Source organism: Thiobacillus denitrificans DSM 12475, assembly GCF_000376425.1.
Lineage (GTDB): Bacteria > Pseudomonadota > Gammaproteobacteria > Burkholderiales > Thiobacillaceae > Thiobacillus > Thiobacillus denitrificans.
In genome coordinates this window covers 264,235-276,567 of the sequence record NZ_AQWL01000004.1, presented here as the reverse complement: position 1 = coordinate 276,567, position 12,333 = coordinate 264,235, and the positions used below count along the sequence as shown (strand labels likewise).

Here is a 12,333-nt window from a genome sequence, read left to right as displayed (position 1 = left end):
AGGGAAGATGGACAGCGAGACGGTGATCGCGGCAACGCGGGAATGGGTCGAAAAGGCGGTGATCGGGCTCAATCTGTGCCCCTTCGCCAAGGCGGTCTATGTGAAGAACCAGGTGCGTTTCGTGGTGAGTACGGCCAGACATCTGGATGGCCTGCTGGAAGACCTGGATCGCGAACTGGATTTCCTGGCGGCGGCCGATCCCGAGGCCGTCGACACCACGCTGCTGATCCACCCGGCGCTGCTGGCGGATTTTCTCGATTTCAACGATTTCATGCAGCTCGCCGAGGCGGCCGTGGACGAGCACGGGCTGGAAGGCGTGATCCAGATCGCCAGCTTTCATCCGGCATTCCAGTTCGCCGGTACGGCGCCCGACGACATCGGCAATTACACCAATCGCGCGCCGTATCCCACCCTGCACCTGCTGCGCGAGGCGAGTATCGCGCGGGCGGTGGCGGCTTTCCCGGAAGCGGAAACGATTTATGAACGCAACATCGAAACGCTGAAGGCGCTGGGGCACGCCGGCTGGGATGCCTTGTGGGCGGAGCCTCCCCGCGGCGGGTAAAGCGACCCTAGCTGCCGCAGCCGCCGCAGCAACTGCCGCTTGCATGGGCAGGGCGTTCCACTTCGACCTGCACGCCGACCCTGGCCAGCTCCGCCACCATTTCCGCCCGCGCCGGCGCATCGGAACCGATGCGGACGTGCAGGCTTGCCGGGGCGTCGAAATACGACACCTCGTGCACGCCGGGCATCGTCTTCAGGATGGCGCCGGCCCGTTCCGCCGTCGCGGCATTGATGGGGGTGGCGATATTGAGAATCTCGATTTTCATATTTGCTCCTTGCGTGAAAAAATCAGACGTTTTCGGTCAGTCTTGCATACAGGTCCGGCAGCACCCGCGGCAGCATCGCCGCATCGCGCACCACCACATAGCCTGCCGCGCCGAACAGGTGCGGCAGGTAATCCCCGGCCGTTTCGTCGATGGTCACGCAAAACGGCGTGAGCCCCAGACGACGCGCTTCGATGATCGCCATGCGGGTGTCCTCGATTCCGTAACGGCCTTCGTACCTGTCGAGATCGTTCGGCTTGCCGTCGGTCAGGATCAGCAACAGGCGCCGCGCAGTTCTTCGCGTCGAGAGGATCGCGGCCGCGTGGCGGATCGCGGCGCCCATGCGCGTATAGAAGCCGGGCTTCAATGCCGCCAGGCGGCCGCGAATCTGGTCGTCATAGCGCTCATCAAAACCCTTGAGCAGATGAAAACGCACGTTGTCGCGGCGCACCGACGAAAATCCATACAGTGCAAAGCGATCGCCGGTGGCCGCCAGCGCCTCGCCGAACAGCAGCAGGCTGTCGCGGATCACCTCGATCACGCGCGCCGTGTTGTTGACCCAGGCGTCGGTCGACAGTGACAGGTCGGCCAGCAGCAGGCAGGACAGGTCGCGCTGCTGCCGGCGGCTGTCGAGATACAGCCCGGGCTCGCTTGCGCGCATGCCGCCGGTCTTGTCGGCGGCAAAGCGCACACAGGCGTCGATGTCGAGATCGCTGCCGGTAAGCTGACCGCGCAGGCGCGTGCGCTGCGTGGTCAGGGCCTGAAACTGCTGGCGCAGCCGCTTGGCCGGTGCGCGCAAGGCCTGCGGCAGCGTGCACGGTTCGGCGTCGCGCGCGAGCAGCATCTGCAGGCGGCAATGCGCGGGCTGCAGGCGTTGCTTGCGGCAATCCCATTCCGGCAGCAGGATGCCGTCGGCCAGCATCAGGTCGTCGTCGGCCTCGGCCGGCAGATCGAGGTCGAAGCGCACCCGGCTGGCGGTGCTGTTGTCGTCGTCGGCGATGCTGAGGATGTCGAGGTCGTTGGCGGCTTTGGCTGCATGCTCGTTCTCGTCCTCGTCGAGCGGGCGGTCGACCTTGATGAATTCGGCCCAGGAAAACAGGCTTTCGGCTCGAAACAGCAGCATGAACGGGTTCTTCGCCTGCGGCATCTCGACCCGCTCGGCGCGCCGCTTGCGTCCTTCCTGGTCGGCTGTGGATTGGGTGCTCACCGGCGACGGCGTTTTCGCGCTGCCAGCCTGGCGCTGTTGCCCCGGGTTGTGAGGTGGCTGCGGGTGCAGCCACAGCGGCACCGGCAGCGGCGCCTGCCTGCCGGGCTCGAATTGCCCGACCGAGCCCGGCTCGTCCAGCGCCGCGCGAATTGCGGCTTCGGCCACGCGTTCCTGACCGCTCAAGGTGTCCGGATGCGGACGCAATGCGAACAAGGCCCCGACCAGCTTGCGATAACGCGGTGCCAGACCGGGCAGCGCCTCCAGAGTGGCGCGCGTCGCCTGCTGGTTGCGTACGATCCACGGCGCATGCGGCGCAACATCGTGCGCGGCGAGCGCGAGCAGCCACAGATACAGTTCGCGGTTCTGCGCGCGCTCCGGAAAGACGTCGAGCGCGGCCGGCAGGTGCAGCGTGGTGTCGTCGCTCCAGGTCAGCTCCACCTTGTCGCCGATGCCTGCCACGCGTTCCATCCAGCTGCGGCGCGCGCCATGCGTCGTCGCAGTGCCGGCGCGCAGCGTCAGGCCGGCATCGCCGCCCAACGCGCGAAAATAGATCGGCGCAATGCGCTCGATCTGCTTGAGTTCCACGCGCGCCTTGGGAAAGCCGCGATATGCGGTACGGGTGATCAGTTTGTCCCACAAACCGCCGACGAATTCTTCCATGCCTAGCGCCTGTCCTGGGTCAGGGAGCCGGTGGCCGGCTTGATCGGTATGGTGCGGGCGGCCCTGACATTGAAGGCGGCTTCGGATTCGGCATGCAGGTCGTGCACCCAGTTCAGCAATGGGCCGTTCGGGTTGCCGGCCTGCGTCTGGTCGCAGGCATCCACGCACTGGCCGCACTGCACGCAAGCGAACATCATGCGCTTGACGTTGCGCGGGTTCAGGCGCATCGGGCAGACATGGTCGCAGGCCGAATAGCAGGTGGAACAATCCTTGGCGCGTTCGCGCGTGAAGCCGACCACCATCGCCTTGTCGTTGCTCATCCAGGCCAGGCTCTGGAACAGGCCGACCGCGCAGGCATAGCGGCAAAACAGGTGGCGCGCGAACATGAACTCGACGAAGAACGCGATGCTGGCGGCGCTGAGGAAAATCGTTTGATTGCGCGTCAGGGTGCCGTGCCAGATGTTGCCGTATATCTCGGCCGGCGGCAGCAGGTAGGTCAGCAGCACCACGGCCCAGAGGACCGCGCAAGCGATGACCAGCGGAACCACGGCGAACCACCAGAGCGCGTCGTGGCGGGTTTCGCTGCCGTCAGGGTTGCGGGCCGGCAGCGGCTTCCTGTCCCACAGGCTTTGCTTGCCGATCGCGCGCCGCAGCGTCTGGTTGATGGTTTCGACGATCGAGAAATGCGGGCAGAGCCAGCCGCAATACAGCCGCCCCCATTTCAGGCTGACATAGATCAGCGTGCCGCCGACCGCCAGCAGCGGCAGAAAACCGCGCAATACGATGTTCAGCGAGGCCTGCGCGGTGGAAGCGCGGCCGGCCAGGAAGTCGTCCATCCCCAGCGTCCAGTCGAAGCCGAACAGGATCAAGTGCTTGAGATTCAGATCGAGCCGAAAGATATCGAAGACCGGCGCGAACACGAACAGCAGGAAAAATCCCGCCTGGGTCAGCTGACGCCAACGCTGTACCGGCAATCCAAGCCAGCCGCGCGTGCTGCGAGCGATGCTGGCACGGATTGCGGAAGCCGCCTGGAGGCCTACCATGTGCGGCTCCCGGGCAGGGGATAGACGAAGGTCTGCCCGGCGATCGCGCGCGACAGGCCGAGCACGCCCAGCAGCACCAGCGTCGCATGGCAGCACAGGACATACAGCAGCAGCAGTATCCAGGCTGCCGGCCGGTCGAGGTCGACGGTCAGCACGAACAGGGCGGGTACGGCGATCAGCAACAGGCCCGCCCAGAGACTTGCCGTGACCGTCTGGCGCAGATGGCAGCGCGTGAGCGGATTGGCGCTTGCGCGATGCCGGTGAGCGAGCCACAGCAGCAGCAGGAATGCCAGGCCGGGCGCCAGCAGCAGATTGATCAGGTAGAGCGCTTCTGCCTGCATGGCCTGTTCGCGCGGGGCGGGGGGGGCGTCCATGCGATTATTGGCCGAAGCTTGCCTTGATCACTTCCAGCAAGGCCTCGGCGGTATCTGCATCGTCGGTCAGCGACTGGACCAGCGCAGCTTCGCAGGCGGCGACCGGATCGCAGCCTGCGCCGATGAGGCTGGCTGCGTATACCAGCAGGCGTGTCGAAGCCGCTTCCTCCAGATCGTGGTCCTTGAGCTGGCGGAAGTGGCGGGCCAGTGTGACGAGTTGCTTTGCCAGCATCGGCGCGACGCCGGTTTCGGCGATCACGATTTTCTCTTCCAGCGCGGCCGGCGGAAAATCGAAGTTGATCGCGATAAAGCGCTGGCGCGTCGACGGCTTCAGGCTTTTCAGCAGGTTCTGGTAGCCAGGGTTGTAGGAAACCACCAGCATGAACTCGTCGGGCGCATGCAATTCCTCGCCGGTGCGCTCGATCGGCAGGATGCGCCGGTCGTCGGTCAGCGGATGCAGCACCACGGTGGTGTCCTTGCGCGCTTCCACCACTTCGTCCAGGTAGCAGATGCCGCCTTGCCGCACTGCGCGCGTCAGCGGGCCGTCCGACCAGACGGTCTGGCCGTCGCCGATCAGATGGCGGCCGACCAGATCGGCGCTGGTCAGGTCGTCGTGGCAGGCCACCGTGATCAGCGGCCGCGCCAGGCGTGCTGCCATGTGCGCGACGAAGCGCGTCTTGCCGCAGCCGGTCGGCCCCTTGATCAGCAGCGGCAGGCGCTTGCGGAAGGCGTATTCGAACAGTTCGCACTCGTTGCCGACCGGCTGGTAGAACGGAACATTCAGGGTGGCCTCCAGGCCGGGAGCGGTCAGGTCGTTCATGGGGTTCTCCGGTTAAGTCTGTGCCATGTGGAAGGCATACCCGATCAGGCCCAACACCAGCACCAGCCAGCCCAGCACGATCCAGCGCCACGGTGCGATCGCGCCTTGCAGGGCCATGAAGCGGTCAATCACGATGCGGCCCTTGATCAGCGTCGTCAGCAGCACCGGGGCCAGGATGGCATTGTCGGAGAGCGTGGCTTGCGACAGGCCGACGGCCACCGCCGTCATTGCAAGCAGAACCAGCCATTGAAAAGTCGCCGCTTTCATCATGGTCAGTGCAGTACGTAAATCAGGGGAAACAGGATGATCCACACCAGGTCGACCATGTGCCAGTAAGCGGCACCGGTTTCAACGCCACTGTAGCTGGCCGCGCTGTAGCCCCCTTTCCATGCCTTGAGCGTCACGGCGCCGAGGATGACCATGCCGAGCACGACATGCATGAAGTGGAAAAAGCCGAGGCCGAGGTAAAACATGAAAAACGTATTGGTCGACATGGTGATGCCGGCCTCGATCTTGGCGCCGAATTCGGCCAGCTTGAGCACCAGGAATGCACCGCCGCAGGTCATCGCGGCGAGCAGCCAGTAGGTACAGGAACGGGATCGGCCATGCCGGATTTGATCGACGGCACGTACCACGAAATAACTGCTGGAAATCAGCAGGACGGTATTGATGGCGCCGCTGAGCTGATCCAGCTCCAGTTGCGACGCATTGAACAATTCGACATTGCGCGTGCGGGCAAATGCATACGCCAGAAAAAAGACGCCGAATACCAGCAATTCGGCAAGAATGAAAAACCACATGGCAAGATCGCCCGGTAGCTCGCGGCGATCGTCATGTGGTGCAGAGGAAGTGATTGCCAGGTTCAAGTCGGTATCCTTGTCCGCCCGGCAAGCCGGGCGGATTGTCAGGCTCAGGTCGTGGCGGCCTCACTCTTCCCCTTGATGAAGAAGCTGCCGATGTACAGCAGGACACCGATCAGGAAGATCAGGCCGGAGACTTCACGCATCCAGTAGAACAGGGAGACCTGTTCCTGTGCCGCCATGAACGACATCGGTTCAGCCGCAACGCGCTGCAGCCATATCTGCAGGATGCCGGCGGCGGTCAGGAACAGCGTGATAAAGACCATCGCGACCGTCATCAGCCAGAACGACCACATTTCGACCATTTGCGCGACCCTGCCGTTGGCGGCACGGCCGCGCATCAGCGGCATGGTGTAGCTGATCATGGTCAGCACGACCATCACATACGCGCCATAGAACGCCATGTGGCCGTGCGCCGCGGTGATCTGGCTGCCATGGGTGTAGAAGTTCACCGGTGCAAGTGTGTGCAGGAAGCCCCAGACGCCGGCGCCCAGGAAAGCCATCACGCCGGTACCGAGTGCCCACAACACGGCCGCCTTGTTCGGGTGTTCACGCCGCCTGCGGTTGACCATGTTGAACGCGAACACCGTCATCATGAAGAACGGAATCGGCTCCAGGGCGGAGAACACGCTACCCCACCACTGCCAGTATTCCGGCGCACCGATCCAGTAATAGTGGTGTCCAGTGCCGATGAGTCCGCTAATCAGCGCCATCGCAATGATCACGTACAGCCATTTCTCGATCACCTCGCGGTCCACGCCGGTCACCTTGATCAGCACGAACGCCAGCATCGCACCCATGATCAGTTCCCACACGCCTTCCACCCACAGGTGCACGACCCACCACCAGTAGTACTTGTCCTTGACGAGGTTGCCAGGGTTGTAGAACGAGAACAGGAAGAAAATCGCGAGTCCCCACAGGCCGACCAGCATCACCAGGTTGATCGCCGTCTTGCGTCCGCGCAGCACCGTCATCGACAGGTTGTACAGCATCGCCAGCGCCACCACCACGATGCCGATCTTGGTCGGCAGCGGCTGTTCGAGGAACTCCCGTCCCATTGTGGCCAGCAGGTCGTTGCCGGTCCATTTGGCCAGCGATGCATAGGGCACCAGAAGGTAGCTGAGGATGGTCGCCGCCCCGGCGACGAGGAATATCCAGAACATCGCCAAGGCGAGTTTTGGACTATGCAGCTCGCGTTCCGACTCTTCCGGGATCAGATAATAGGCCGCACCCATGAAGCCGAACAGGAGCCACACGATCAGCAGATTGGTGTGTACCATGCGCGCCACGTTGAACGGGATGGCCGGAAACAGGAAATCCCCGACCACATACTGCAAGCCCATGATCAGGCCGAATACGATCTGGCCGAGAAAGAGGCCGATTGCCGCGATGAAATAGGGCTTCGCGACCGCCTGTGATTTGTATTTCATAAAGTTCCCCGTTTGTTGCATTGCGTTTGATGACGTGATTAGCCCTCAATATTGGGCGGCCATTTGGCTGTATTGATCTCCGAGGCATATTTGAGAAAGCTCACCAGGTCGTCAAGCTGCTGCTCGTCCAGTTGGAACTGGGGCATCTGGCGCCGCCCGGGGGCACCGCTGGGCTGGATCTTCATCCAGGTCTTGATGAAATCCGGCCCGCGCCGGACATAGACGTTTCCCAGTTCCGGCGCGAAATAGGCGCCTTCACCCAGCAGGGTATGGCAGCCGATGCAATTGCGCGTCTCCCATATGTGCTTGCCGCGCAAGGCCGATTCGGTCAGGTTCGCACGGTTGTCGCGTTTGGGTAGTGTGTTCATGGTATCGAACGTGAGGCCGAGTAACAGCAGGAAGAAGAACACTGCGCCGCCGTAAAAAATGTTGCGGGCTGCGGATTTCGTGAATGCCGAGCTCATTTGGTTGGGTCCCTTTCGTTTGCTGGGTTGGATACGAATCGCGTGCTAAGGTGCATCTTCCACTTACCCGCACCAAGCTAGGCTATCGAGGTCTTAATATATATTTAAAATACATGTTAGGTAAAGCAGAAAATTTGCTTGTTGCTTTAGTGAGACAGTTCGGTGGGCGGCGGCCACGCAAGCGCCGCCTTCCGGGCCATGGCGCGTCGGCCCGTGCCGGACGAATCGCCTGCGACGCCGGTCCGTGTATTTTTAGGTAAGGAGAATGGCCGGACGGGTGGGCGGCGCAAGCTTGCTCACGCACCCGGTTGCGCTGTCAAGCACTACTGCGCGCACGCGCTCCGGGAGCGTAAAAAAAAGGGGCTTGCGCCCCTTTCGGATTTTTTGCGAACGATGGGGTCAGGACAGGCCGCCGCGGTAGTCTGCGATACCGAGGTTGGATTTGCCGATGCCGACGATTCTGGGCTCGTTCAGCTTCAGCCCCTTGATGACTTTCTTGTCGCGCAGGTAGGCCGCGACGACATCCCATACCGGCTCGCCCTGTGCGCCTTCGCCCACCGGCGCCCAGCCGGCGACCTTGTAGACCGTGTTGGCATCGACTGGCTTGCCTTTCAGCGTCATGTTGCTGATGCGCTGGCCGATTTTCTTGGTCGGGTTGATGGTGTATTCGATGCCGCCGACGCGCACCATGTCGCCGCCCTGCTGATAGTAGGGGTCGGTATTGAACAGGTTGTCGGCGACATCTTCCATGATGCTCTTGATGGTCTCGCCGGTCATCTCGGTCAGTGTGGTTTGCGGATAGGTGATCGCGGTCTGGTCCATCAGGCGTTCCATGGTGATGGCGTCGCCCGGCAGCAGCGTGGTGCCCCAGCGGAAGCCGGGCGAGAACGCGGCATCCGCGCCTTTGACTTCCATCAGCGCGTCGACCAGCAGCTGATCCCAGGTGCCGTTGAAGTTGCCGCGGCGATAGAGGAAGTCGTCGGTGACGGCGAGCTTCTCGCTGAGCTTATCTTCATAGGGTGCACGTACTTTCGTGATCAGCGCGTCCATCGCCGGGTCGGCCGGCAGCAGGTTGGAGAACACCGGCAGCAGGCGGTATTGGTAGCTTTGAATCTTGCCGCCGCGAACGTCGAAGTCCATGACGCCGAGGAACTTGCCGTTGGAACCCGCATTGGTCACCAGCGTGACGCCTTTTGCGTTTCTGATTTTGACCGGTTGCGGCACGCCGTCGTGGGTGTGGCCGCCGAAGATGGCATCGATGCCGGTGACGCGGCCTGCCATTTTAAGGTCGACGTCCATGCCGTTGTGCGAGAGCACGATCACGACTTTGGCGCCATTGGCGCGCGCGTCGTCCACCCATTTCTGCATGCCATCGTCGCGGATGCCGAAGCTCCAGTCCGGCACCATCCAGCGCGGGTTGGCGATCGGCGTGTAGGGGAAGGCCTGGCCGATGATGGCGACTTTTACGCCGTTCATCTCCTTCATGACGTAGGGCTTGAAAACCTGGTCGCCGAAGTCGTTGGTGACAACGTTCTGTGCGACGAAATCGATACCGGCTTTCTTGAAGTCGCCGTTGACGATCTCCATCACCCGCTCGGCGCCGAAAGTCGATTCCCAGTGCGGCGTCATGATGTTGACGCCGAGCGCGATGCAGGCGTCGACCATGTCCTGCGCATTGGTCCACAGAGACGTGGCCGAGCCTTGCCAGGTATCTCCGCCATCGAGCAGCAGGGCACCGGGGCGCTGCGCACGGATTTTGTCTACCAGGGTTTTCAGGTGGGCGAAGCCACCGACCTTGCCGTAGACCTTGGCCGCTTCGGTGAAATCAAGGTAAGTGAAGGCGTGGGCCTCGGCACTACCGGGCTTGATGCCGAATTTTTTCAGCAGATGCCGGCCGACCAGATGAGGGGCCTTGCCGTTGGCCGAGCCGATTCCCAGATTGACGTTGGGCTCGCGAAACCACACCGGCATCAGCTGGGCGTGGCAGTCGGTAAAGTGCATGAACGAGACGTTGCCGTGGCGTGGCACATCATAGAAATTGGCGGGCGCCTTGCCGGCCAGTGCGGACTTGCTGTCCAGTGCCATGCCGGAGGCTGCGGCGACGGCAAGTAATTGCAGGAACTCACGGCGGTTCATGTGCATGGAACGCTCCTCGAAAATAATGTAATGATATTTTTGATATTGTCAGTTGATAAGGTGCAACGGGTAAATAGTAGCTCCAGCCCATGCGCAAGTATCGGTTCTGCAAAATGAAAAAGCCCGGCTGCCCGGGCTTTTTCGCACCACGCGGCCGCTTATTTGCGGAATACGGAAGCCTTCATCGGCAGACCATTCGACAGCGAGGAATGGAAATACTCCAGGTTGTTCATGGTGGCACTGCCTTGTGCCGCCGGCACGCTGCGCACCATCCTGAAACAACCGCTATAGCGCTGTTGCAGGGTGGTCAGGTTGTCACCGCCACGGAACACCGGCCAGTGCACGGTATGGCCGATCGCGGGGGAGATCAGTTCGGAGCGCAGACGGACGCCGGCGTTCTGCACGTGGCAGCTGGCACAGGCGAAGTTGAGCTGCCCCCTGCGGCCGAAGAAGGTCGTCTTGCCATCCTGGTAGGCGGTCATGGCCTTGGGGCCTTCGACCTTGATGTTCACCAGCATGCCGTCGGACAAGGTGCGCATATAGGACGTCAGGACCCCCATGGTTTTCATGTCGTCGACCTTGTAGGCAGCTTCGCCATTGGCGGTACGGCAGTCGTTGATCGCATCGTGCAGTGTGACGACCTTGCCCTTGGCTTCGTCAAACATGGGGTAGTTGCCGGCGATCTGCTTGCCGCCGCCGGGCAGGCAGTCGGCGTAGGTTTTGCCGTTCTTGAACGGGGTTTCCCACATCTTGCGGCCGGCTTCGATGGTGGCTTCGTAGGGCGGGAATTCCATGATGGCGTCGTATTGCGCCTTGCTGTCGGCATCGAATGCCAGCGCGCCGTAGACGTAGTCTTCAACGTTGACGTTGGGATTCTTGGATGTGTAGTACTTGATGAGTTCCTGCCGGTCCTGCTCGGGCGAAGCGTGTACCGTGGCAGCGCCCAGAGCAATACTCAACCCCGCCATGCCTGCCAGCAATTTCAAGATGTTTTTTTGTTTCATGCCGTCCTCCTCAAACCTGATGATAAAACGCGAGCGGGGCATGCCGCCCCGCTCGGATATTGCCTGATTTAGCCGATGGTGGCTTCGGCGGAGTTCTTGTCGCCCTTGTTGTCGACCCAGTTGACGACGACCTTGTCGCCTTTCTTGGGGCCTTTGACCTTGAATCCCAGGTAGGGGTTCTTGGAGATGCCGGTGCCGAAATCGGCGTTCAGCACCGCGGCGCCGTTGATGGTGGCCGTCACGTCCTGAATGAAGTGGGCGGGCACCAGCTGGCCGGTTTTGGCGTCTTTGCGCAGGCCGGTTTCCATCGGGTGGTTCATCAACACTTTGACGTCGGCGACGTCGCCTGCCATGGTGGCACGGATACGCATGGGTTCAGCCATTTGGCTTTCCTTTCTAATAAAGAATTCAGTTCAACGAATGATATCTGGCCAGGCCGGAATTAGCCGCCGCAGCCACCGATGGTGACTTTGACTTCCTTGGCCGCGGTGTAGGACTTGCCGCCGGCATTGACAACCGCACGAACCAGCGAAGTCTGGCCCATCTTGATGCGGGTGGAAATGTAGCCCTGGGTGCCGCCCGCCATGTTGTAGGTGCCGACCAGGGGGGTGGCGTTCTTTTCGGCAAGGATGGCGATGCTGGTCGTGCCGGCGATGCTGCTGGTGACTTCCACCGGGACCACCGCACCGTTTTCGGCGATGTCCGGAGCCTTGATGGTGATCTCCTTGCTGTCGGCCGGGCCGGCAACGCCGAGACCCTTCATCGCGTCACCGACGTTCTTCGCCTCGAAGGCGGACTTGTTCCAGGCGGCCATCGCCTGGGTGGGCTTCAACAGGCCGGCGGCCACGGCGATGGCCACGGTGCCCGCGCCTGCGGCGCCTTTCAGTACATTTCTACGAAGTGCATTCATTTGCATATCTCCTTGTTGATAATCTGCGGGTAATTACAGACCGTAAATGAAATCGGTCACTTTATCGATTTCGGCTTCCGTCAGCACGCCGTGCTTGCCGAATGGGATCATGGTGGTGGAGGGGTTGGCGACGGTCGCATCCCAGATCTGGGCACGCAGCTTGGCCTTGTCGGGAAAGCGTGCGCTCATGGCGATCAGGGGCGGGCCATACAGGCCGGTGGATTCCGCGTCGGGCACGGTCGGCATGCCGTGGCAGGCCAGGCAGTTGCCCTTGGCGCGGTTGAACGCGATGTCCTTGCCGGTTTCCTCCTTGGGGGCGGCCGCCTGAGCCAGCACCGTACCCGACAACATGATGGCGCTGAGCGCGCAGACCGTTGCTATTTGGTGCAACTTACGCATAGTCATCCTCCTAATTTATTGACATGGTTATGAAAGCGCTTGCCGCCTGGGGCTACCCTGCAGTGAACGCTATCCAGTTACGGATGGGACAAAGCATAGTGGAATTTGTTTTTGGCATGCAAGGCCGGACACGAATCTTTACGTGCAAATCGCAGGGTAATTTTCTACCAGCCCAGTCCGAATATGGCGGCTGCGCGCGCGG

At 61.8% G+C, this 12,333-nt stretch carries 15 protein-coding genes; 1 reads left to right on the top strand and 14 read right to left on the bottom strand.

Features of this window, described 5'->3' with window-relative positions:
- Nucleotides 1-7: 7 nt before the first annotated feature.
- Complete coding sequence (locus B059_RS0108175) at nucleotides 8-562, top strand: DUF1415 domain-containing protein (protein WP_018077757.1); 555 nt, start codon at nucleotides 8-10, stop codon at nucleotides 560-562.
- 7 nt (nucleotides 563-569) lie between these two features.
- On the opposite strand, the gene B059_RS0108170 is transcribed toward B059_RS0108175, so the two are convergent.
- The 14 genes from B059_RS0108170 to soxX form a co-directional block, all read right to left on the bottom strand.
- Nucleotides 570-827, bottom strand: a complete 258-nt coding sequence (locus tag B059_RS0108170) for a hypothetical protein (protein WP_018077756.1) — start codon at nucleotides 825-827, stop codon at nucleotides 570-572.
- Nucleotides 828-849: 22 nt separating this feature from the next.
- Nucleotides 850-2,691, bottom strand: a complete 1,842-nt coding sequence (locus B059_RS0108165; protein ID WP_018077755.1) for a nitric oxide reductase activation protein NorD — start codon at nucleotides 2,689-2,691, stop codon at nucleotides 850-852.
- A gap of 2 nt (nucleotides 2,692-2,693) precedes the next feature.
- The gene (locus tag B059_RS18850) at nucleotides 2,694-3,734 is read right to left on the bottom strand and encodes a 4Fe-4S binding protein (protein WP_018077754.1); all 1,041 of its coding nucleotides are present in this window, start codon (nucleotides 3,732-3,734) and stop codon (nucleotides 2,694-2,696) included.
- A complete protein-coding gene (locus B059_RS0108155) occupies nucleotides 3,728-4,108 on the bottom strand; it encodes a magnetosome magnetite crystal formation protein family (protein WP_018077753.1) in 381 nt (126 codons plus the stop codon). Before B059_RS0108155 ends, B059_RS18850 begins: the two co-directional genes overlap by 7 nt.
- A 4-nt stretch (nucleotides 4,109-4,112) precedes the next feature.
- Nucleotides 4,113-4,928 carry a CbbQ/NirQ/NorQ/GpvN family protein gene (locus tag B059_RS0108150; RefSeq protein ID WP_018077752.1) on the bottom strand — a complete coding sequence of 272 codons (816 nt, stop codon included), beginning with the start codon at nucleotides 4,926-4,928 and terminating at the stop codon, nucleotides 4,113-4,115.
- A gap of 12 nt (nucleotides 4,929-4,940) precedes the next feature.
- Nucleotides 4,941-5,198 (bottom strand): cytochrome C oxidase subunit IV family protein, encoded by a 258-nt coding sequence (locus B059_RS0108145; protein WP_018077751.1) that lies wholly within the window; start codon nucleotides 5,196-5,198, stop codon nucleotides 4,941-4,943.
- A 2-nt stretch (nucleotides 5,199-5,200) separates the two neighbouring features.
- Entirely contained in the window at nucleotides 5,201-5,794 is a 594-nt protein-coding gene (locus tag B059_RS0108140) for a cytochrome c oxidase subunit 3 family protein (RefSeq protein WP_018077750.1), read from the bottom strand.
- 44 nt (nucleotides 5,795-5,838) lie between these two features.
- Entirely contained in the window at nucleotides 5,839-7,218 is a 1,380-nt protein-coding gene (locus tag B059_RS0108135; protein WP_018077749.1) for a cbb3-type cytochrome c oxidase subunit I, read from the bottom strand.
- Between the two features lie 38 nt (nucleotides 7,219-7,256).
- The gene (locus tag B059_RS0108130) at nucleotides 7,257-7,682 is read right to left on the bottom strand and encodes a c-type cytochrome (protein WP_018077748.1); all 426 of its coding nucleotides are present in this window, start codon (nucleotides 7,680-7,682) and stop codon (nucleotides 7,257-7,259) included.
- A 399-nt stretch (nucleotides 7,683-8,081) separates the two neighbouring features.
- Nucleotides 8,082-9,824 carry a thiosulfohydrolase SoxB gene (gene soxB, locus B059_RS0108125; RefSeq protein WP_018077747.1) on the bottom strand — a complete coding sequence of 581 codons (1,743 nt, stop codon included), beginning with the start codon at nucleotides 9,822-9,824 and terminating at the stop codon, nucleotides 8,082-8,084.
- A gap of 152 nt (nucleotides 9,825-9,976) precedes the next feature.
- Complete coding sequence (gene soxA, locus B059_RS0108120) at nucleotides 9,977-10,822, bottom strand: sulfur oxidation c-type cytochrome SoxA (protein WP_026177393.1); 846 nt, start codon at nucleotides 10,820-10,822, stop codon at nucleotides 9,977-9,979.
- Nucleotides 10,823-10,890: 68 nt separating this feature from the next.
- Complete coding sequence (soxZ, locus tag B059_RS0108115; RefSeq protein WP_018077745.1) at nucleotides 10,891-11,205, bottom strand: thiosulfate oxidation carrier complex protein SoxZ; 315 nt, start codon at nucleotides 11,203-11,205, stop codon at nucleotides 10,891-10,893.
- A gap of 59 nt (nucleotides 11,206-11,264) precedes the next feature.
- Nucleotides 11,265-11,732 (bottom strand): thiosulfate oxidation carrier protein SoxY, encoded by a 468-nt coding sequence (gene soxY / locus B059_RS0108110; RefSeq protein WP_018077744.1) that lies wholly within the window; start codon nucleotides 11,730-11,732, stop codon nucleotides 11,265-11,267.
- A gap of 33 nt (nucleotides 11,733-11,765) precedes the next feature.
- Nucleotides 11,766-12,131, bottom strand: coding sequence for a sulfur oxidation c-type cytochrome SoxX (gene soxX / locus B059_RS0108105; RefSeq protein ID WP_018077743.1), 366 nt, complete (start codon nucleotides 12,129-12,131; stop codon nucleotides 11,766-11,768).
- Nucleotides 12,132-12,333 lie beyond the last annotated feature (202 nt).

Bases quoted from the DNA above. Each gene is read 5' to 3' on its own strand.
- soxZ (WP_018077745.1), bottom strand. From the start codon at position 11,205: ATGGCTGAACCCATGCGTATCCGTGCCACCATGGCAGGCGACGTCGCC.
- B059_RS0108175 (WP_018077757.1), top strand. From the start codon at position 8: ATGGACAGCGAGACGGTGATCGCGGCAACGCGGGAATGGGTCGAAAAG.
- B059_RS0108170 (WP_018077756.1), bottom strand. From the start codon at position 827: ATGAAAATCGAGATTCTCAATATCGCCACCCCCATCAATGCCGCGACG.
- soxA (WP_026177393.1), bottom strand. From the start codon at position 10,822: ATGAAACAAAAAAACATCTTGAAATTGCTGGCAGGCATGGCGGGGTTG.
- soxY (WP_018077744.1), bottom strand. From the start codon at position 11,732: ATGAATGCACTTCGTAGAAATGTACTGAAAGGCGCCGCAGGCGCGGGC.
- B059_RS0108130 (WP_018077748.1), bottom strand. From the start codon at position 7,682: ATGAGCTCGGCATTCACGAAATCCGCAGCCCGCAACATTTTTTACGGC.
- B059_RS0108145 (WP_018077751.1), bottom strand. From the start codon at position 5,198: ATGATGAAAGCGGCGACTTTTCAATGGCTGGTTCTGCTTGCAATGACG.
- B059_RS0108150 (WP_018077752.1), bottom strand. From the start codon at position 4,928: ATGAACGACCTGACCGCTCCCGGCCTGGAGGCCACCCTGAATGTTCCG.
- soxX (WP_018077743.1), bottom strand. From the start codon at position 12,131: ATGCGTAAGTTGCACCAAATAGCAACGGTCTGCGCGCTCAGCGCCATC.
- B059_RS0108165 (WP_018077755.1), bottom strand. From the start codon at position 2,691: ATGGAAGAATTCGTCGGCGGTTTGTGGGACAAACTGATCACCCGTACC.
- B059_RS0108135 (WP_018077749.1), bottom strand. From the start codon at position 7,218: ATGAAATACAAATCACAGGCGGTCGCGAAGCCCTATTTCATCGCGGCA.
- B059_RS18850 (WP_018077754.1), bottom strand. From the start codon at position 3,734: ATGGTAGGCCTCCAGGCGGCTTCCGCAATCCGTGCCAGCATCGCTCGC.
- B059_RS0108155 (WP_018077753.1), bottom strand. From the start codon at position 4,108: ATGGACGCCCCCCCCGCCCCGCGCGAACAGGCCATGCAGGCAGAAGCG.
- soxB (WP_018077747.1), bottom strand. From the start codon at position 9,824: ATGCACATGAACCGCCGTGAGTTCCTGCAATTACTTGCCGTCGCCGCA.